16 protein-coding genes and 1 riboswitch are annotated in these 19,951 nt (G+C 52.4%); of the genes, 8 read left to right on the top strand and 8 right to left on the bottom strand.

What is annotated here, in order from left to right; genetic code table 11:
* The first annotated feature begins 28 nt into the window (after nt 1-28).
* Nucleotides 29-1,339: a PDZ domain-containing protein gene (locus H70357_RS31235; protein WP_038600954.1), complete on the top strand. Its 1,311-nt coding sequence runs from the start codon at nt 29-31 to the stop codon at nt 1,337-1,339.
* A gap of 210 nt (nt 1,340-1,549) precedes the next feature.
* Here H70357_RS31235 and H70357_RS31230 read toward each other — a convergent pair whose 3' ends face one another.
* Complete coding sequence (locus H70357_RS31230; protein ID WP_038597272.1) at nt 1,550-2,206, bottom strand: response regulator transcription factor; 657 nt, start codon at nt 2,204-2,206, stop codon at nt 1,550-1,552.
* 64 nt (nt 2,207-2,270) lie between these two features.
* Entirely contained in the window at nt 2,271-3,425 is a 1,155-nt protein-coding gene (locus tag H70357_RS31225; protein ID WP_038597269.1) for a sensor histidine kinase, read from the bottom strand.
* 194 nt (nt 3,426-3,619) lie between these two features.
* Between H70357_RS31225 and H70357_RS31220 the strand changes: the two genes are divergently transcribed.
* The 6 genes from H70357_RS31220 to H70357_RS31195 all read left to right on the top strand — a co-directional run bounded on the left by H70357_RS31220 (nt 3,620) and on the right by H70357_RS31195 (nt 11,623).
* On the top strand, nt 3,620-4,555 hold the full coding sequence (locus tag H70357_RS31220) for an ABC transporter ATP-binding protein (protein ID WP_038597267.1): 936 nt from the start codon (nt 3,620-3,622) through the stop codon (nt 4,553-4,555).
* Nucleotides 4,556-4,572: 17 nt separating this feature from the next.
* Nucleotides 4,573-5,736: an ABC transporter permease gene (locus H70357_RS31215; protein ID WP_038597264.1), complete on the top strand. Its 1,164-nt coding sequence runs from the start codon at nt 4,573-4,575 to the stop codon at nt 5,734-5,736.
* Nucleotides 5,729-6,892 (top strand): ABC transporter permease, encoded by a 1,164-nt coding sequence (locus H70357_RS31210; RefSeq protein ID WP_038597260.1) that lies wholly within the window; start codon nt 5,729-5,731, stop codon nt 6,890-6,892. The genes H70357_RS31215 and H70357_RS31210 overlap by 8 nt, the downstream gene beginning before the upstream one ends.
* Before the next feature lie 234 nt (nt 6,893-7,126).
* Entirely contained in the window at nt 7,127-7,450 is a 324-nt protein-coding gene (locus H70357_RS31205) for an L-rhamnose mutarotase (protein ID WP_038597257.1), read from the top strand.
* A 356-nt stretch (nt 7,451-7,806) separates the two neighbouring features.
* On the top strand, nt 7,807-10,812 hold the full coding sequence (locus tag H70357_RS31200) for an efflux RND transporter permease subunit (protein WP_038597255.1): 3,006 nt from the start codon (nt 7,807-7,809) through the stop codon (nt 10,810-10,812).
* Between the two features lie 409 nt (nt 10,813-11,221).
* Nucleotides 11,222-11,623, top strand: coding sequence for a hypothetical protein (locus H70357_RS31195; protein WP_038597252.1), 402 nt, complete (start codon nt 11,222-11,224; stop codon nt 11,621-11,623).
* A 133-nt stretch (nt 11,624-11,756) separates the two neighbouring features.
* Here H70357_RS31195 and H70357_RS31190 read toward each other — a convergent pair whose 3' ends face one another.
* From H70357_RS31190 to H70357_RS31180, 3 genes are read right to left on the bottom strand one after another with little or no spacing between them, the layout of a single operon-like run.
* Nucleotides 11,757-12,554, bottom strand: a complete 798-nt coding sequence (locus H70357_RS31190) for an ABC transporter permease (RefSeq protein ID WP_038597249.1) — start codon at nt 12,552-12,554, stop codon at nt 11,757-11,759.
* Between the two features lie 18 nt (nt 12,555-12,572).
* On the bottom strand, nt 12,573-13,379 hold the full coding sequence (locus tag H70357_RS31185) for an ABC transporter permease (RefSeq protein WP_038597247.1): 807 nt from the start codon (nt 13,377-13,379) through the stop codon (nt 12,573-12,575).
* Between the two features lie 18 nt (nt 13,380-13,397).
* Entirely contained in the window at nt 13,398-14,414 is a 1,017-nt protein-coding gene (locus H70357_RS31180) for an ABC transporter ATP-binding protein (protein WP_038597244.1), read from the bottom strand.
* 297 nt (nt 14,415-14,711) lie between these two features.
* Here H70357_RS31180 and H70357_RS31175 point away from each other — a divergent pair, with 297 nt between their 5' ends.
* Entirely contained in the window at nt 14,712-15,518 is an 807-nt protein-coding gene (locus H70357_RS31175; protein ID WP_038597241.1) for a LuxR C-terminal-related transcriptional regulator, read from the top strand.
* Nucleotides 15,519-15,617: 99 nt separating this feature from the next.
* Here H70357_RS31175 and gcvPB read toward each other — a convergent pair whose 3' ends face one another.
* From gcvPB to gcvT, 3 genes are read right to left on the bottom strand one after another with little or no spacing between them, the layout of a single operon-like run.
* Nucleotides 15,618-17,078: an aminomethyl-transferring glycine dehydrogenase subunit GcvPB gene (gene gcvPB / locus H70357_RS31170; RefSeq protein WP_038597238.1), complete on the bottom strand. Its 1,461-nt coding sequence runs from the start codon at nt 17,076-17,078 to the stop codon at nt 15,618-15,620.
* On the bottom strand, nt 17,075-18,427 hold the full coding sequence (gene gcvPA / locus H70357_RS31165) for an aminomethyl-transferring glycine dehydrogenase subunit GcvPA (RefSeq protein ID WP_038597235.1): 1,353 nt from the start codon (nt 18,425-18,427) through the stop codon (nt 17,075-17,077). Before gcvPA ends, gcvPB begins: the two co-directional genes overlap by 4 nt.
* Complete coding sequence (gcvT, locus tag H70357_RS31160; RefSeq protein ID WP_038597234.1) at nt 18,424-19,548, bottom strand: glycine cleavage system aminomethyltransferase GcvT; 1,125 nt, start codon at nt 19,546-19,548, stop codon at nt 18,424-18,426. The genes gcvPA and gcvT overlap by 4 nt, the downstream gene beginning before the upstream one ends.
* 237 nt (nt 19,549-19,785) lie before the next feature.
* A riboswitch (glycine riboswitch) is annotated at nt 19,786-19,882 on the bottom strand.
* Nucleotides 19,883-19,951: the final 69 nt, after the last annotated feature.

Raw genomic sequence — 19,951 nt, 5'->3', positions numbered from 1 at the left:
AAGGAGTGTGACGAACGCATTGAATGTGATGACGGAACTGCTTACAAGCTGGGGGAATGCGGTCATACATCTGCTTCTTCAGCCTTATTACTATATCGCACTTATATTTATAGCACTGTATTACCGCAGGCAGGTTGCACTGGAGCGGAAGCTGATTCATGTGAAGCAGCATAGCTGGGGGAAGGAAACATGGCGGACGATCTGGAGCGGGCTGGTCATGGGGCTGCTTGTCTCGCTAGCCGCGATCGCGCTGGGCATTTCACTGCCCGGGGCTGCGGTAGCTCTCATCTGGGTGGTCAGTCTGGTATTGATGTTGTTTCGTGTGCGGTTTTTATGTTTCGCTTATTCCATAGGCTTGCTGGGAGTTGCGCAATTTGTGCTCTCCTTCTTCCCGGATAGCCTGCAGAGCGGAGGCGTAAGCACCTTCGCCACGGCGCTGCGGGATATGGATATCCCGGCGCTGCTGGTGTTGGCCGCGTTGCTTCATCTCGCGGAGGCGCTGTTGGCGCGCTGGCAGGGCGCGCGCCTGGCAACCCCGCTCTTCCTGGCAGGGAAGCGCGGCAAGGTCGTCGGCGGCTATCAGCTGCAAGCCTTCTGGCCGCTGCCGTTGTTCCTGCTGATTCCCTCAGGTACGGGAATCGGCGACCTGCCCTGGCAGCCGCTGCTGGGCGGCGGCCTTGGGCTGGTCTCGCTGCCGGTGATCATCGGATTCAGCGAGATGACCCAGAGCATGCTGCCCGGGCGCAAGGCGGCCCGCACGGCAGGACGGCTGCTGTTATACAGCATCGTCCTGCTGGGCATCAGCCTGCTTGCGGCCTGGTGGAGCCCGCTGACCGTGCTCGCGGCGCTCGCCGCTGTTCTGCTGCACGAAGGCTTAAGCTGGTACAGCGCTCTGGAGGAGCGCAGTACCAGTCCCATCTTCGTGCATCCCCCGGCCGGCCGCAAGGTGCTTGCCGTGCTGCCGGACAGCCCCGCGCAGGAGATGGGCATCCTGCCGGGCGAGATTCTGCTGAAGGTCAACGGGGTCCTGTTGACCGAAGCGGCGCAGCTGCATGAAGCGCTGCGCATGAACCCGGCGTTCTGCAAGCTGGAGGTAAAGAACCGGGAAGGCGAGAGCAAATATCTGCAGAGGGCGATATATGACGGCGACCATCACCAGCTCGGGATGATTTTGGTGCCGGAGCCGGATGAATTGCGTACTGCGGAGGCCAAACCTTCCAGCATCTTCGGCATCATCGGGATGAAGACCGGAACCCGTCGCCGCAGCCTTCCGGCAGATGGACTCGAGCGGACCAAACCTGCCGGAACTGAACCCAAACAGGAAAACGCCGGAGGCTGATCCTGCAGCAGTATTCGCAAGTGGTTGCATCCACACCATCAACTAAACCAATAAAAGGCCTGCATTCCCGCGTAACTGCGGGAGGCAGGCCTTTTTCTAACTGAGTGAATCTATGTATTCCAATCCATAGAGAAACCGGGAGCGCCTCTTTGTCCGCGAACTACTTCTCCGTTCCACAACCGTTCTCTGTAACGTACTCCCGGCTGGACATCACTTCTCCTGCTGGTTTTTCAAATAGAATATCGCAATCTGTGTCCGGTCGCGCAGTCCGAGCTTACTGAGAATATCGGTAATGTAGTTTTTCACGGTACCTTCACTTAAGAACAGCTTGGCGGCAATTTCTTTATTGGTAAGACCTTCGGCAATGGAAGCGACGACGGCCAGCTCTGCTTTGGTTAGGCCGAAGGATTCCAGCGGCCGGCCCTGTGCGGACACTGAACGTGAGGCGGGCTGCAGAAATCCGGCCATTTTGCGGGCGATGTCGGGATGGATCAGCATGTTGCCTTCATGCACCGTCTTAATGCCCTGGATGATGCGGTCCGGCGGGATGTTCTTGAGCAGATAGCCGCTGGCGCCGTTACGGAGTGCCTCAATGATATATTCATCATCATCAAAGGTGGTCAGCATGAGCACGGAGATATTGGGATATGTCTCTTTGACGAGACGGGTGCCCTCCACGCCAGAGCAATTCGGCATTCGGATATCCATTAGTACCACATCTGTTTGCGGCAGCGACTGCAGCAAGGCTAATGCTTCATTGCCATCACCTGCTGCGCCAACAACCGCAATGTCGGGGTCCAGTCCTACCAGCACTTTGAGGCTTTCGCGGATGAAAGAGTCATCGTCAACAATTACTACATTAATCATAGCGGGCAAACTCCTTATCTCTAATTTATGATCACTTGCTGCACCTACGGTTCTTCATGCAACGTTACCTAATCTCCGCCTGCCTATAAACCGGCAGACGGGTAATTGTGGTGAATTGCGGCTCCGTACGCAGCTCCAGTGTTCCGCCGATCAGGTTTGTCCGCTCGGTCATGCCTTTCAGGCCCATGCCGCCGCTGCCCTGCATTCTTCGCAGCTGGTCGCCTTCGGGCCGTTTGCCGTTGTTGCCAACCTCCATCACAACCTCTTGCTCACTATAGGACAGTGTGATCCATACTGCCGCTGCTTTTCCGTGCCTTAGGGCGTTCGTGATGGCCTCCTGGGCATTTCTATAAAGTACGACCTGGGTACTTGGGTACAGCGGATAAGGGTACCCATGAATGGAATACGTGGTTTCAATACCCGTATCCCGCCCGATTTCTTCCAGCAGGCGGTCCAGGGCATAAGCCCCTTCAAGCTGTGGCGCATAATTAATCCGTCTTACGGCAGCGCGCATATCGTCCATGCTGGCCGCGAGCTGATCGCGAATCTGGCCCATCATCTTCATTCCGGATTCAGGTGCGGCCGGCAAGGTATGAATGGCAGCTTCAACCATCATTTTGACCCGGATCAGCCTGTGGCCGATATCATCATGAAGCTGGCGGGAAATCCGTACCCGTTCCTCCGATTGTGCGGCATTCTCTACCTGAGAGGTGAACTGCAGCAGCCGGCCACGGGCTTCTTCCAGCTCAAAATGCTTGCGGCGCAGCTCATCATAGAGAAACTGCGTTTCCTCGCGGCCGCGGCCGGTCCGCAGCAGCAGCACATTGAGAAAAACGGCCAGCAGGAAGGTAAGATTCATCACTCCCCATTCGACAGGTGTTGATTGACTGAAGGCGATATTCAGGACAGCCAAATGAACGTAGGTGAACACGACGGATACCGCCTTTGACTGTTGCCGTGAATAATGCAGCAGCGCCGAGATGGCCGGGAAAATCATCAGCGTACCGTACTGGCGGCATAGCCAGGCCGTGAAGAGCAGTTCTATGCAGGCCAGCAGCGGCAGTGATTTCGGCAGCCGGTACTCAAGCGTCACCACAAGCAGCAGCAGCAGGAAATGCAGGGTGAATAATTCATAGTCGGCATAGTCGTAGACGTATATAGTGATCGCCGCAGGGAGCAGAATGAGGCCGTAACGCAAAGAGTTCAGTTCTCTAATCAATAGAAGCCATCCTTTTTTTCAATGGAATGCCCGAATCTATCATGCTATTTGTTCTTATGTTTATCTTAGCATATTCCCCGGCCATTTCAGGAGATGACTTTAGTCACCCCAGAAGATGACCTTTCGTACCTTCGGTGATGTTGTTGGCGCGTTACAATAAGAGCATAGAGATTGAGGAACAGGGAGATGAAGAGATGACACTTGCGGTACTCAGTAATGTAGTGAAACGGTACGACCAGAAATTAACAGTAGATCATGTGAATTTGAGCATCGAGGAAGGCGAAATTTTCGGTTTGCTCGGCCCAAACGGCGCCGGGAAAAGCACAACTATCAGTATGATTTGCGGCTTGCTGAAGCCTGACGGCGGCGAGATTATCATCGACGGGCTGTCAGTGGCAGCAGCTCCGCTAGAGGTGAAAAAAAGAATCGGTCTGGTTCCGCAGGAACTGGCTTTGTATGAAACGATGACGGCTGAGGAAAATGTGAGATTTTTTGGTAAGCTGTATGGCCTGCGCGGCAAGCTGCTGAAGGAACGGGTGGAAGAGGCGCTGGAATTCACCGGACTAAGCGACCGGACGAAGGATAAACCGGCCACCTTCTCCGGGGGAATGAAACGGCGGCTGAACATTGCCTGCGCGATCATGCACCGCCCGAAGCTGATCATTATGGATGAGCCTACGGTAGGCATTGATCCCCAATCGCGCAATCATATCCTCGAGTCGGTCAAGACGCTGAACAAGCTGGGGTCGACCATCATTTACACCAGCCATTACATGGAGGAAGTCGAAGCAATTTGCGACCGTGTAGCAATTATGGATAAAGGTCATGTTATTGCCTGCGGCACAGAGAAAGAACTGCGGGAGAAGGTTGCCCATGAAGAGAAAATAGTCATCAAGGCTGTCAATATCTCGGCTGCCCTGATTAAAGAGCTTAGTCTTCACCCGCGGATTAACCGCGTCAAGGAAGTGGAGCAGTCGGTGGAGCTGTATCTTCCATCCTCACAGAGCGAGCTGCAGGACATTTTGTTTATCTTTTCCAAGCATGAGGGGATTATTGTCTCCCTGCATATCGAAGAGCCGAATCTCGAGACGCTGTTTCTGAGCCTGACCGGACGGACCTTGCGCGATTAAAGGAGGGGGAACCTGAAATGAATATTTTGATAATTGCGGTGTACGAACTGCGCAGGCTGACCCGTTCACGGTGGGTGCTGATGATTTTGTTCCTGCTGCCGCTGGTGCTGATCTTTCTGCTTGGCGCGTCGCTCTCCGGGGTAGTGGGAGACAAAGAGGCTGAAACTATCGACCCGGTGAAGGTAGCTGTAGTGAATGCTGGTGGGACAGGAAGTTCCAAGATGATCAAGACTTTTCTGGATTCAGCCGAAATCAAGGATTATATTATTCCCCATGAGGCCACAACCAGGCAGGAAGCAGAGAGCGGGCTGCGGTCCGGCATCTACGGCTATGCGGTGATTGTGCCGAAAGAATTTGACAGTGGAGTACAGAGCGGGGGAAAGGCTGAACTGGAGTTCATTCTTGGTAAAGACCGGATGGATAACACCGTTGCTGGAACAGCCTTTGACAATTTTCTCAGCATCATGAATTACAAGCAGGCCGCAGCTATGACACTAGGACCGGAAGCTGTTGCCGCCGCAGCTGATTCTCATCAAGAAGGGACAGCCGTAAAACTTGGGGATTTGAGTAATGGAGGAAGAACTTACACAGCCTCGCAATTTTATGCCGCATCAATGCTGCTGATGTTTCTGCTGTATAGCGGCCTTACGGTGACTCATTCGCTGTTCAGCGAGAAGGACAATCACACGCTTTATAGAATCAACTCCATGCCGGTTAAAGGCTCGGATTTGTTTATAGGAAAAATGCTGGGCATTGCGATTATCACCATGCTTCAATGTGCGGCCATCATTCTGTTGTCTCAATGGCTGTTCGGTGTGTATTGGGGCAATCGTCCGGGTCTGCTGGCGCTGTTCTGCCTGCTGATGATCCTCGCTTCCCTGACCATTTCTGTAATTGCGTGCATGTTCAGCAAAAAAGAGACGGAAGCCACGAGTATCATCAATGTCATTACAGTAGGCATGACCTTTCTGAGCGGCGGCATGGTTCCGCTTCCTGATTCCTGGGTGAACAGTATTGGTGCGTTTACGCTTAATCATTGGACGCTGCAAGCCGTAATCCGAATGATGCTGCATTCAGATTTAGAGCAGATTCTGCCGAATTTATGGATGATGCTGCTGATCTGCCTGATTCTATTCAGTGCGGCAATTCTCTCATACCGGAAGGTGGGGTACCATGAATAACATATTTACGATTGGCCGGAATATGGTCAAGCGAACGATAGGTTCCCACAAAGGGCTGCTGCTGCATATCCTGTTGCCCTCTTTAGTGGTAGCCGGTATTGTCTCCGTTACCGGCGGCATGGAAGATAGCGCGGCGGTTCTGCTGTATACCAACAAGGATACCGGAGCAGCCGGGAATCATCTGATTGTTGAACTGGAGAATAGCGGGGATTACAAGCTTGTTGAGCGCAGCGATGAGGCTGATTTGAAGGAAGGTGTCACCTCGCAGGACGGTGCGGCCGGATTGTGGATTCCGGAGGGCTTTACCTCGGGAATTCTGCAGGGGAAAGCGCCGCAGCTCACCGTATATGAGCTGAAGACGACAGAGGATTCTATGCTAATCAAGATGAAAACCGATGCTATCGCTGTAGAAATGCTGTCAACCGCAGCTACGGTGAGAAAGGCTTCTGCAACCGGGAGTATGGATTCGGAGGAGAGATTCACCGCGATTCTGAAGCAGGCGGAAGAGCATAATGTAGGCAGTATCCGAACCGACTATAATCTGTACCCCCGGCAGACACTGGGTGTTATTACAGGTATGACACTGATGTTTCTGATGAGCCTCGTGACCAGCAGCGTGTCGCTGATTATGGCGGACCGCAGGGGGCGGACGATGATGCGGATGTTCAGCGCACCGGTACGATCCTATGAAATTGCGCTCGGCAATTTCCTCGGCAGCTTTATGGTAGGGCTGATCCAGATCGCTGCTGTGCTTGCACTGGGCAAGTGGGTGCTCCGTTACGACTATGAGGTGCCGATGTATTTGTATTTCCTGGTCCTCGCTGCATTCATGCTCGTATCCATGGGAATTGCCGGTACTGTGGCGGGGCTGATCCGCAACCCGAACAATACCGGGATGCTGAATACGCTGATCCTTACACCGTCCTGCATGCTGGGCGGCTGCTTCTGGCCGCTGTCCATCATGCCGGATTACATGCAGAAGGCGGCCAATTTCATGCCGCAGAAATGGGCAATTCAAGCGGTGGACATCGCCGCAGCCGGTGGAGGCTGGGATGAGCTATGGCTGCCCTTTGCCATTCTGGGCCTGATGGCCGTTATTCTGCTGGCCGTCGGCTCCGCGATTCTTCGCCCTAATGAAGCGGGGATCAACGCGTAGGAAGAATGAACTGTAACACAAAGCCTTTATTTCTCACAGCAGCAGAAGAGGGACTGCTGCTGGCGGGGGATAAAGGCTCTTCGTTCTGAATGATCCTTTAATTACCCAATATTCCCCATAAAAAGAGTTGCTAAAGTTATGATGGAAGCGGTATCATTAAATCTTGCGAAGCAAGTTTTATCCGAAGTGGGCTCAATGAAGTAATGCTAACAAAACTTTTAGGAGGTCGGGAAGATGAGCAGCAACAAGTTGGCTTGGACCTGGAAGGTGAAGGAAGAGTGCCTGGAGGAATATGTGCAGATGCACCTGAACCCTTGGCCGGAAATCCTTGAGGAGCACAGCAAAGCGGGAATCAGCAATTATTCGATCTTCCAGAACGGCAATCAGTTCTTCTACTGCTTTGAATGTGACGACAAAGAGGCGGTTTTTGCCTACATTGCCCAGAGCGATGCCTGCAACCGGTGGAACGCCATTACCTCTAAAATGGTTGAGGGCTCCTTTGATTTTAACGAAGAAACACCGATGGAACCGCTCCGCGAGGTATTTTATTTGAAATAGTACGGTTGCTCATATAAACAGTTTCTTGATCAACCGAATATATGTTTGAATTTGAAGAGGCCTGTCCATATAGGCTTCTTTTTGTTTTTTTAAAGATTGTACTGGCGGTTTGAGGCAGAGCGAGTGGAATATTTTAGGTTTATATTGTGTTGCTTCGGCCGGGCTTTGGCTTATCTGGAGGGGCTCAATCCCGGGAATGGGATCACCTCCGCCTCGGGACTGAGCGCGAAACCCTTCGTTGGGCGGTTTTGACTTCGGCCAAAAGCTACTACACTAAAGCAGGAAAGCAATGCTTGATACATAAGGGATCAGTCTTAAAGAGAGTAATCAATAATGGAGTGGAAGGGGAAAAAAGAATGACATGGTTAACGAAATGGTCGTTTGGCAATAAGGGGGCGGTAGGTCTTCTAGTTGTTATGGCACTGGTGGTGGGGATAATGAGCTACACCTCGCTGCCGATGGAATTCATGCCGGAGGCCGATAATCCACAGATCACGGTTACAGTGCTTGGACCCGGACAGGATGCGCATTCGATGGAAACCTCGGTTACCAAGCCGATTGAGGCGGCGACCTCTCAGGTGAAAGGCAAGACCGAACAAATGTCTACCTCCGGAGACGGATATGCCAAGGTAGACATATATTTTGACGGCAAGTCTGATATGAAGGAGGCGGCGCAGGAAGTCGAGAAAGCTGTGGGTACGCTGCAGTTTCCCGAAGGTGTGATGGACCCGTTTATCATTCAGCTGAACACCTCAATGATTCCTGTCTCCCAGCTTACGCTGTCGTTCGATGATGGGCTCACCAAGGATAACCTTGAGATTGCCGAGAATACCATCATCCCTGAGCTGCAGAAGATCGAAGGGGTAGCCAGCGTAGCTTTGTATGGCAAGACAGCCCCTCAAGTTAGAGTGAAGCTTGATCCGAAGGCGATGGCCGCAAAAGGGGTAACCACTGCGCAGGTATTGGGGCTGCTTCAGGGGCGCAATGTTTCCGCCTCCATCGGCGAGCAGACGATCGGCGGCCAGACGGGGAATGTGAATGTAATCTCTTCGATAGACAGTATAGATACCTTGAAGCAGCTGCCGGTCGGGGCTGGAGCAAAGCTGCAGGATATTGCCGCTGTTGAGGCCAAGATAGACCAGGAGAGCGTCAGCCGCTCCAATGGTAAAGATGTGCTGTTCGTCGTAATTACCAAGGAAGCGAATGCCAATGCAGTGGATGTCGGCGATAAGGTGCGCAGCGCTGCAGACGATATCAATGACAGAATTAAAAATGCCGAGGCCTCCGTCATTTTCAGCACCTCTGATATGGTGGTCACCTCCGTCAACAGCATGATGCGTGAAGTCCTGCTCGGTGCGTTGTTTGCCACAATCGTAATCCTGCTGTTCCTGCGCAACATCCGGGCTACGCTGATCACGGCGATATCCATTCCGCTGTCCCTGGCGGTTACCCTTTACCTGCTTAAGGTATCGGGAATTACCCTGAATATCGTTACCTTGGGCGGGGTTGCCGTTGCTGTCGGACGGCTGGTGGATGACAGCATCGTGGTCATTGAGAACATCTACCGGCGTATGCAGAAGGAACCCTTGTCCCGTGATATGGTGATCAGCGCAACCCGCGAGGTGGCCAGAGCCATAACCAGCTCAACGCTTGCTACGGTGGCGGTATTCCTGCCGATGGGGCTGCTGCGCGGCGGACTGCAAGCTTTCTTGCTTCCGTTCGCCTTGACGGTAACTTACTCCTTGCTGACTTCGCTTGTTGTGGCGCTGACCGTCGTTCCGCTGCTAAGCTCCTGGCTGCTGCGCGGTTCTTCCCTGAAGGAACATGAGCCCGCCGGATGGTTCACCCGTTTTCTCGATTGGAATCTGCAGCGCAAATGGCTCACGCTGAGCCTGGGTCTAGTGCTGTTGGTCGGCTCTATTGGCGCTTATATCGCCATGCCGAAGGCCGCTCTGGATGCTAGTGATGCCAGCAATGTATCCGTTCAACTGGTATATCCGAATGATGTTCCGGTCGCGGAGGTGTTGAAGAATGGCAAGTTGCTGGAGCAGGAGCTGATGAACCAGCCGCAGGCCCAGACGGTCATCATGCAATCCGGGAACAGTGCCGATTCGGCGAAATGGGGCAGTGTTAACTCGCTGACCCAGGTGGATTATACAGTAATGATCAAAGAAGGAACGGATGCTCAGGTATTTTTGGATCAAGTCCGCAGTCTTCAGGCTTCCTATACGGGGGCAACGCTGACCGCAAATGAAGCCAGCATGATGGGCTCAAGCTCCACCAGTGAATATGTCGATATTGTCGGCAATGATGTCGCAGCTATCAATACAATTGCTGAAGAGGTCGCCGCCAAGGTGAAGAATATAGAAGGTGTGCAAAAGGTCAGCAGCAACATGGAGGATACCAAGCCGGTATTTGCCTTCAAGGTGAATCCTGCTGAAGCTAACGCCCAGGAAATCTCCATGCAGCTGGGGGCGATGCTCAATCCGGTTCCGCTGGGACAGATCCAACTGGACGGTTCCCCGGCCGGTGTCATCCTTGAACCTGTCATTCAGGCGGAATCACAGGAAGACCTGAAGAATATGACCATCATGACCGCCGCTGGTCCGCAGCCATTGTCGCAAGTGGCAGCCCTTGAGGTCACGGATCAGCCAGCCATGCTGTACCATAAGGACGGCAAGCCTTATGTGCGGATTACCGCAGAAGTGGATCCGAAGAAGGTATCGGCCATCGGTGCCGATATTAAAAAGCAGACAGACGGCATAACGCTGCCGGACGGCGTAACTCTGTTCGCGGGCGGAGCATCGGCAGACCAGGCCGGGGACTTCGGTGACCTTGGAATGACGGCGCTGATCTCAATCGGCCTAGTGTACCTGATTATGGTGCTCACCTTTAAGACGCTGCGTGCACCACTGGCAATTATGTTCTCGTTGCCGCTTGCAGCCATCGGAGCGATTGTAGCCCTGATCATATCCGGGGTAACCCCTGACTTCACCGCGTTGTTCGGTGCATTGATGCTGATTGGCATCGTGGTCACCAATGCGGTGGTGCTGATCGACCGCATCAAGCAGAATGAAGCGCATATGTCGATCCGCGAGTCCATTCTCGAAGCAACCGGCACACGGATGCGCCCGATTCTAATGACGGCGATTGCCACTGTCTGCGCCATGTTACCGCTGCTCTTCGGACATTCCGAGCAGGGCAGCATTGTCTCGCAGAGTCTGGCCATCGTAGTAATCGGCGGATTAACCGCAGCCACTCTGCTGACGCTGCTGGTCGTGCCGGCCATCTACGAGCTGCTGTACTTCCGCAAATCTGCCAAGGAACGTAAAAAGGCGGCAAAATCTGCGGTTGCAGCATAGGCCGAAAAAGGCAGGGAAGGCTTGTATCAGTGACAATTAAAGTCTTAGCCTGTGTTCCACACTTCCATTACGGAATGTGGAGTTCATAGGCTAAGACTATTTCATTTATCCATATAAAATATTTACAATCAATAATATTCATATAAAAACAAAATTTCCTGCTGAATTATGTAAAATAATATGATTTTTTGTGTAAAAATATAGTTTTAACACATTTTCATATATAAAATACTTGTTTTTCCATGGGAATATATGTATGATTAATTTTGTAATAAATTAATAGGCGAGGGGGGAAGTTGTTCTTTTCGCTACACAATTTTTATCGCCCGGTTTAGTAGTGTTCTTGTAAGTAGCAAGGATATAGTGAAGGATTCATTCCAACTCAATTACTAAAAGGAGATGTTTAATTGTGAAAAAAATTCAAAAGTCAGCAATTGCCGCACTTTCTACTATGGCCATGCTCTTAGGATCTGTACCGGCTGCGTTCGCCGATGAAGCCGTTACTCCTGCTGCTGCTCCTGCGGCACAGGAAGTTCAGGCAGCGAGCGGAGTTGTTACACCGCTGGCATTAGCTTATGGAAATGTAGGGGATCCTACTACGTATTATTATTTCGGCGGTACTACTACTGTTAATGTTTATGGCGTACCTGGAGGTGTTTACACAGTGTATGCTATCGACCAAAATGGTTCTTATATCGACATAGGCCTTGGTCAAATCACTTATCAAGGTTCTGTAAGCAGACAATTATGGGGCTATCACAAAATTTACGTATCTAGCAGTTTCCCAGGAACATTTTCCTTTAACTATTAATAATTATGGATTGATTTTTCCGTAATCATAATTACTATTTTCATATAAACGCAAAACCCCACCTGCCCAATGGACAAGTGGGGTTTTTAGTATTTTCACTCTGTTCTTTTATAATCAGTCCGCTCTTTGCGGCTCAGTTCCCCGTGCTTTCATACCGCGACAGTCCGAAGCGGAATATGCCATAGGCTGCGGCTGCACTTCCTATCGCGACCACGGGCGCCAGCATCCACCAGCCGGACCATTCGCTTTTGCTGAAGATATAAGTCGCCGGATAAAAGCTGATAAACGCATATGGAAGCACAGTGGAGATGAATATGCGGACAGCCTGCGGGAACAGCGTGATTGGATATTTGGCCAGGTCGGCCAAATTATGGACCATCAAGGGAAAGGCATTGCCGGCATTACGGATCCAGAAGGCTGCCGAATTGCCGGCCAGATTGATCGACACGCGGATAACTACTGCTGTCACAAGGAGCAGGACAATAATTATGATTTTGCCAAAGGTCCAGTGGAGATGGGTGTGGACCAGTGATTGCCAGACAATAACGCCGCCGATCAGCAGATTTCCGAGGCCGTTAATGCCGATGCCGGTACAGAACACCTGAAGCACGACAGGCACCGGCCGCAGCAGATAACGGTCCATTTCTCCCATGTTGACCAATCTGCCCATACGCCAGGTCCCCTCGAAGAACAGGGAGGCAATGCCTTCGGTCAGAAAGATCATCGCGTACATAAAGGTGACTTCCCAGAACTGCCAGCCGTTGATGTCGGGAATCCGGTCATAGATGACCCAGAGGAAGACGAATCCCAGCACCTGTGTTAAGGCAGCTGAACACATTAGGATATAGAAATCCTTATTATATTCCATGATGGCTTTTAACTGCTGTATGTAGAGCCTTTTGTATAGATAGAACATGCGTGATAACTTCATGCTTCGCTCTCCTTCCGCCTAACCTCCATGAATCGTTACCTGACGTACTGCCCAGTTCCACATGCATTTTCCGGCAATCCAGAGTGCAATCCCCCAGAAGAATTGCAGGCCGATCAGCCTGACGCTCTCCCAAGTGTCCGCCTGTTCCAGAAAAATCATCGTCGGTGTGTGAATAATGCTTTGAAAAGGCAGGAACAATGCGAGCTTTTCCAGCCAATCCGGGAAAAAGGCCAAGGGTACCAGCGCTCCGGATAGCAGGTTGGTCAGTGCGATTCTTGTCCAGACAATACCCATGGAGCCGGTCGACCAGAAGCATAATAATGCCGCAAGATAGACAACGCCGAACTTTACCAGGATCGCTCCGAGCAGACTGACTGCGAACAGCAGATAGACCAGCGCCGACTGCGGGAAGGTTACACCGGTCAGGAAGGTGGCGAACAGAACGAGCAACACCGTGCTCATTCCTCCCTCAAGCAGGCTGGAGCCCAAGGTTTCCGCAAATCTTGCACTTTGAAAATCGATGGGCTTAAGCAAATCTACGGCAACGCTCCCGTCGAGGATTTTGCCGGAAATAGATGTTTCGGAATACCAGGACAACACAGAGTTGGCCAGAAAGGTAACGAGCAAATAGGTTTTCATCTGATCCCAGGAATACCCGCCTACGATATCTCGGCCGCTATAAATGCCCTTCCATAAAAAGTAGATCGCCAGCAGATTGATCGAATTGGCCAGAAAGGTGATCACGTAAGAAGTCCGGTAAGCGAGAACATTTTGCAAGGACCGGTTGGCAATACTTCTGTATTTCTTAAGATTGGGTACAGGCATGACTGCGTTCGCTCCTCCTTATGCACCGGTTTCGTTCAGGTTCAGATTTCCGTCGTATACGGCTTTGATGACTTGCTCAATATTGGCATCCTCCATCCGGAAGTCAATCACCTCGCCATGTTTCATCACCCGGCTGACCACTTCGCTGGCGGTATATTCATAACGGTCAAAAGATACAGAGAACTCCTGATCATTCTGCAAGTCCAGCTTCATTCCCGGAGTCTGTGAGAGCTGCTGGTACAGCTCGGGCAATGGCGAGCCTACCTGGAAGAAGATCACCCGGTTTCTGGCGAAACGGGATTTGACTTCACTTAAGCTGCCGTCATAGATAATGGAGCCGTGGTCGATGATAATCAGCCGTTTGCACAGGTCCTCAATATCACCCAGATCGTGGGTGGTCAGCATAACTGTAGTCTGTTGCTCCTGGTTGATCTTTTTGATGAATTCGCGGATCTTCTGCTTCACGGAGACGTCGAGGCCAATCGTCGGTTCATCCAGATACACAATCGGCGGGTTATGTAATAAAGCAGCAGCCAGATCCGCTCGCATACGCTGGCCGAGGGAGAGCTTCCGGGCGGATAAGTGAATGAATTCACGCATACCCAGCATCTCAATAAACATCTCCAAGTTGGTCTTGTACACAGCATCGGGGATCTGATAAATATCCTTCAGCAGGGAAAAGGACTCCACAATCGGAATATCCCACCACAGCTGCGTGCGCTGCCCGAACACCGCTCCGATCTGGGCGGCATTCTCCATTCTTTTCCGGTACGGGTTGATACCGTTTACAGAAATACTGCCCGCGGTAGGCATCAGTATGCCGGTCAGCATTTTGATCGTGGTGGACTTGCCTGCACCGTTCGGCCCGACATAGGCCACCGTCTCACCTGCCTCGATGCTAAGGTCCAGCGACTGCACCGCCATCTTCTCAATATGCCTGGGGATCAGCAGATGCTTGACCGCGCCTTTGAGGCCGGGCTCCTTCACCGCCTGCATAAACGACTTGCTCAGTCCTTTAGCTTCAATAATACTCAAGGGTCATCCTCCTTCAGTGTTGATATTCTATAAAAAGGCGTGTTCCGTTAATATAGCATTGCTGTAATGTCGAAAACTATCACAATAAATCGAAAGAATAATTTTTTTATTAGATTATGACGAATCCTGCAAAAAGACCTCTGTCTGATGAACATGCGGATTTTATAGTGGAGCTTTATCTGTCCATAATAGATAGACAATCTAATGATGCATGCTCTTAATTCTCTGATTTATGTTATAATACGTTTTTCTAAAATCGATTATAATAGATTATGGTAAAAATGGAGGTGGAGCCATTTGAGTATCTTTGACAAGACGAGAGTCTGGTGCCTGCCCGGGGACTTGAAAGAGGAGCAACTTAAATTATTCCAGCCAGTCGCCAAACAAGAAGGAGCAATACCTGCTGAATTGACAGCGGTTTCTTCGAATGAAAAATGCAAAGACCGTATTTATCATACAGCAATGATTGCTTCCATCCGCAACGAAATGAAAAAAATCAGCCATTTTATCTCCATTCCTTATGTTGTGTTCTTAACTGGCAAGGAGGGCGTCATCCTGGAGCTGGTATCTTCCTCTCCGGATCTTCAAGCGGATATGCTTCAGGCCGGTATGGGTGTCGGTGTCAGCCTAGAAGGGCAATATTCTGGTTTAAATGCGGTCTCGTTGGCTATGGAAATGAACTGTATAGGTGTAGTGAGAGGCGAGGAACATTCCAATATTGTATTTAAAGGATGGAATTGCGTATGTGCTCCGCTGCAGAGGGATGGCAAAGTGTATGGTTATGTGGATATTTCCTTCAATAAAAATGAACAGATTGAATTTGCCATCCCCTTCGTGCAGCAGGTGGCTGAGAACATTTCGGAGAAGTGGATGGAGCAGCACCCGGAGATACAGCAGTACCGGCTGGAGGCCAGTTTTCAGGAATTTAGACTGACTGCGCGCGAACAAGATGTGTCCCGGTTATGGCTCATGGAGAAAAGTGCGCTGCACATTGCCAATGAGCTGGGGATCAGCGAAGGCACAGTGCGTAACATGGTCAAGAACATCTACAGTAAAATGCGTGTAAATGACCGGTGGCAGTTCACCAAAAAGCTTGCGCATTAACAGATTTTTATACATATAAAAAGAGCCGGCCCGCGATAATTGGTATCCATGGCCGGCTCTTATTCAATTCTTATAGGGCCGGTTTAGGGATAATCAGCTTTAACCGCAAGAGCAGTTTAGTACTGGCTTGCGTGCGGCCTGCGTTTCATCCAGACGGCTGATCTCCGTAGTATGCGGAGCATTGATGACGATTTCCGGAGTCTCCTGGGCTTCCTTGACGATTTGAATCATCGTTTCGATGAAGCCATCAAGCGTTTCCTTGCTTTCGGTTTCGGTCGGCTCAATCATCATGCACTCTTCCACAGTCAGCGGGAAGTAGACCGTTGGCGGGTGGTAGCCGAAGTCGAGCAGGCGTTTGGCTACGTCCAGCGTGCGCACGCCGTATTGCTTCAGGTTCTTGCCGGACATCACGAACTCGTGCTTGCAGACACCCGGATACGGAATTTCAAAATACGGTGCCAGCCGGTGCATCATATAGTTGGCATTCAGCACGGCGTTCTCGGAAACCTCGCGCAGGCCGTCCGGCCCGTAGGTACGGATATAGGCATAGGCACGGACGAGAATTCCAAAGTTGCCGTAAAAGGCCTTGACCCGCCCGATGGATTCCGGGCCGCCATAGTTCAGCGAGAAGCTGTCATCTTCATTCTTGACCACCGTAGGCTGCGGAAGAAAAGGAATCAGCTTCGCTTTCACGCCGACAGGTCCGGCTCCCGGACCGCCGCCGCCATGCGGGGTGCTCATCGTCTTGTGCAAATTCAAATGCACCACATCGAAGCCCATATCGCCGGGACGGGTAATGCCCATAATGGCATTGGAGTTGGCTCCATCGTAATAGAGCAGTCCGCCCGCTTCATGTACAATTGCAGCAATCTCCACAATCTGCGTTTCGAACAGGCCGAGTGTGCTGGGGTTGGTCAGCATCAGCGCGGCGGTATCGCTGCCGACAGCTGCCTTCAGTGCTTCAAGATCAACCATTCCTTTATTATTGGAAGGAATCGTCACCGTATCAAGTCCGGCTGCTGCGGCGCTGGCCGGGTTGGTGCCATGCGAGGAGTCCGGCACAATCACCTTCGTGCGGGTCTCGCCGCGGCTCTCATGGTAGGCGCGGATCATCATCAGGCCAGTCCATTCACCATGTGCGCCTGCGGCAGGCTGCAGGGAGACGGCATCCATGCCGGTCAAAGCGGAAAGATCATTTTGCAGGGTGTACATCAGTTCCAGGGCCCCCTGAATGCTTTCTTCCGGCTGGTAAGGATGAATCTTGGCCAGTCCCGGGAAACGGGCAACATCTTCGTTAATCTTCGGATTGTATTTCATCGTGCAGGAGCCGAGCGGATAGAATCCGTTGTCAACGCCGAAGTTGCGCCGGGACAGCGCGGTGTAGTGGCGGATGACATCCACTTCGGATACTTCCGGCAGCACGACCGGTTCGCTGCGCAGAAGTCCTGCAGGGATCAGTGCATCAAGGTTCTCGTCCTGCGGAACATCACATTGCGGCAGGGAGTAAGCCGAGCGGCCGGGACGGCTAAGCTCAAAGATAAGACTTTGTTCCGGTTTCATAAACAGCCCTCCAGTGCGCTGGCGAATTGGTCAATTTCGGTTTTGCTTCTTTTCTCCGTGACGGCAACCAGCATATGTCCGGCAAGCTCCGGGTAATCACGGCCCAGATCGTAACCGCCGAGATAACCTTCTTTTATGAGCTTGGAATTAATCTCGCTCACTTCACTTCCTTCGGGAAGCTTCAGGACGAATTCGTTAAAGTAAGGAGCTGAGAACGCAGCCGCAGCACCGTTAATTTCGCCGAGTTTGCCGGCGGCATAGTGGCTCTTGCGGATGTTCAGCTCGCCAACCTCGCGCATGCCTTCTTTGCCCATCACGGACAAATAGACGGAGGCGCACAGCGCCAGCAGCGCCTGGTTGGAGCAAATGTTCGAAGTGGCTTTTTCACGGCGGATATGCTGCTCGCGGGCCTGCAGCGTCAGCACGAAGCCGCGTTTGCCGTTCCGGTCAACGGTCTGGCCGACAATCCGGCCCGGCATGCGGCGCATCAGATGCTCCGCTACGGCGAAGAATCCGCAGGTTGGTCCGCCCAGCGAAGCCGGAATGCCCAGCGGCTGCGCGTCACCGACGACGATGTCGGCGCCGAGCTTGCCCGGCGTTTCCAGCACGCCGAGCGCCAGCGGGTTGGCGCTGACAATGAACAGGCCTTTGACGCCGTAAATCAGCGGCTCGATGGCACCGAGATCTTCTATCGCGCCGAAGAAGTTCGGTGACTGCACCAGGACAGCCGCCGTGTCGCCGTCGATGGCTGCGGCAAGCTTCGCTTGGTCGGTTACACCGTCTTTATAGTCAATCTCTACGACATCGAGGCCCCAGGCCCCTGCCGAAGTGCGCAGCACCTGGCGGGCCTCCGGATGCACGGTGCGGGAGACAATCAGCTTTTTGCGTTTGGTGGCACCAGCTGCAAGTACTGCCGCTTCCGAGAAAGCCGTAGCGCCATCGTACATGCTGGCGTTGGCCACCTTCATGCCGGTCAGCTCACAAATGTAGGACTGGAATTCAAAGATCGCCTGCAGCTCGCCTTGGCTGATTTCCGGCTGGTAAGGGGTATAAGCAGTATAGAATTCCGAACGGGAGATGACATGATTGATGACAACCGGGATATGATGGTCATACAGGCCAGCGCCGAGGAAGCTGGCGTGGGTATCGAAATTGGCATTTTTGTCGGCCAGCTCTTTCATATGGCGCAGCAAGGCGTATTCATCCAGCGCCTCCGACATCGGCATAGTTCCCTGATAACGGACGGCCTCGGGGATATCGGAGAACAGCTCCTCCATGGACTGAATTCCGACTGCTTCCATCATTTCGTGGCGGTCTTGTTCAGTCATTGGCAGATAACGGTGCTTCATTGCGGCTTCACTCCCTGGCTCTTTTTGTAGAATGGCGCTTTGACCACGACAGCCTTGAGCTGCTTGCCGCGGATCTCTACGTTTACCTCTGTGCCTATTTCACTGTAAGCTGCATCCAGCAGCGCAAGTCCGAGATTGCGTTTGAGTGTCGGTGACTGGGTGCCGGTGGTCACTTCACCGATCTTTACTCCATCTCCGTATACAGGGTAGTGGGAACGCGGAATGCCGCGGTCGATCATTTCCAGACCGACGAGACGGCGGGGCAGACCGTCAGCCTTCTGCTTCACCAGCACATCACGGCCGATGAAATCTTCTTTGTCCAGCTTCACGAAGAACTGCACGCCTGCTTCCAGCGGCGTAATATCCGCTGACAGCTCCTGGCCGTACAGCGGCAGCTTGGCTTCAAAGCGCAGCGTGTCGCGTGCGCCAAGACCGGCCGGTGTCAGCCCGTGCGGAGCCCCCGCTTCCAGCAGGCCGGTCCACAGCGCAGCCGCCGTATCCGGCGGCGCGTAGAGCTCGAATCCGTCCTCGCCGGTATATCCGGTGCGGGAGAGCAGAACGTTCACGCCGCATACCTCGGCGTTCTCGATGAAGTGGAAAGGCTTCAGCTCAGCAATGGGAGCCGCTGTAACTTTGGAGAGGATGGCCTCAGCCAGCGGGCCCTGCAGGGCGAGCAGAAGAGTCTCATCCGAGATATTGCTCAGGCTGACGCCGCTGAATTCTGCGGTGAGATGCTCCTGCAGCCACTGAAAGTCCTTGTCGATGTTGGAGGCGTTCACGACAAGCATGTAACGCTCTTCGCCGAGGCGGTATACGAGCAAATCATCGACAACACCGCCGTTTGGATATAGAAGCAGCGTGTACTGCGCTCCACCGTCTGCCAGCTTGCTGACATCATTGGTCGTCATTTTTTGCAGGAAGGCTTCGGAGCCGCTGCCGTTAACCATGAATTCACCCATATGCGACACATCGAACAGTCCGGCTTGCCCGCGGACGGCCTCATGCTCCCTGACGATTCCTGTAAACTGCACCGGCAGCTCCCAGCCGCCGAAGTCAATGCATCTGGACTCCGCATAAGCAGAATAAAGGTCATAAAAAGGCGTTTTTTTCAAAGCGTTCATGTGCTCACTCCCTTGGTCTGATTACATGCAAGCCTAACGGGATTTCCTTTGCCGGCAGGGACGGAGTCCGTTTCTGCCCATTAAAAAAAAGGACAGGCGGAAGCCAAATATGCGCACACGCATATAGACTTCCGCTCTGTCCTTTGTACCTGAGAGTTACCCTGCTGTGAACCCGGCAGGTTTCCCCGTTGGTGACCAGTACGCTGCAATAGCAGGGCCTGATGCTCTCCAGAGATGCGTCCGGCAAAGGTCCTTTTGCCTGAGAGATTCACCCCGTAGAGGGCTTACTCCTTCGGCGCCGTCTTCAAGAGACGGTCTCTCCCTATGCCATCATTCGCAAACCGTATAATTTTCTGCTGTCTCCATTAAACCGGGTATAGAGGTGCACTGTCAACAAAAAAAC

The organism is Paenibacillus sp. FSL H7-0357, from assembly GCF_000758525.1.
Taxonomy (GTDB): domain Bacteria; phylum Bacillota; class Bacilli; order Paenibacillales; family Paenibacillaceae; genus Paenibacillus_AQ.
This window is presented reverse-complemented; position numbering and strand designations above follow the sequence as displayed.

Bases quoted from the DNA above. Each gene is read 5' to 3' on its own strand.
- H70357_RS31220 (WP_038597267.1), top strand. From the start codon at position 3,620: ATGACACTTGCGGTACTCAGTAATGTAGTGAAACGGTACGACCAGAAA.
- H70357_RS31230 (WP_038597272.1), bottom strand. From the start codon at position 2,206: ATGATTAATGTAGTAATTGTTGACGATGACTCTTTCATCCGCGAAAGC.
- H70357_RS31210 (WP_038597260.1), top strand. From the start codon at position 5,729: ATGAATAACATATTTACGATTGGCCGGAATATGGTCAAGCGAACGATA.
- H70357_RS31185 (WP_038597247.1), bottom strand. From the start codon at position 13,379: ATGCCTGTACCCAATCTTAAGAAATACAGAAGTATTGCCAACCGGTCC.
- H70357_RS31205 (WP_038597257.1), top strand. From the start codon at position 7,127: ATGAGCAGCAACAAGTTGGCTTGGACCTGGAAGGTGAAGGAAGAGTGC.
- H70357_RS31235 (WP_038600954.1), top strand. From the start codon at position 29: ATGACGGAACTGCTTACAAGCTGGGGGAATGCGGTCATACATCTGCTT.
- H70357_RS31200 (WP_038597255.1), top strand. From the start codon at position 7,807: ATGACATGGTTAACGAAATGGTCGTTTGGCAATAAGGGGGCGGTAGGT.
- gcvT (WP_038597234.1), bottom strand. From the start codon at position 19,548: ATGAACGCTTTGAAAAAAACGCCTTTTTATGACCTTTATTCTGCTTAT.
- gcvPA (WP_038597235.1), bottom strand. From the start codon at position 18,427: ATGAAGCACCGTTATCTGCCAATGACTGAACAAGACCGCCACGAAATG.
- gcvPB (WP_038597238.1), bottom strand. From the start codon at position 17,078: ATGAAACCGGAACAAAGTCTTATCTTTGAGCTTAGCCGTCCCGGCCGC.
- H70357_RS31190 (WP_038597249.1), bottom strand. From the start codon at position 12,554: ATGAAGTTATCACGCATGTTCTATCTATACAAAAGGCTCTACATACAG.
- H70357_RS31215 (WP_038597264.1), top strand. From the start codon at position 4,573: ATGAATATTTTGATAATTGCGGTGTACGAACTGCGCAGGCTGACCCGT.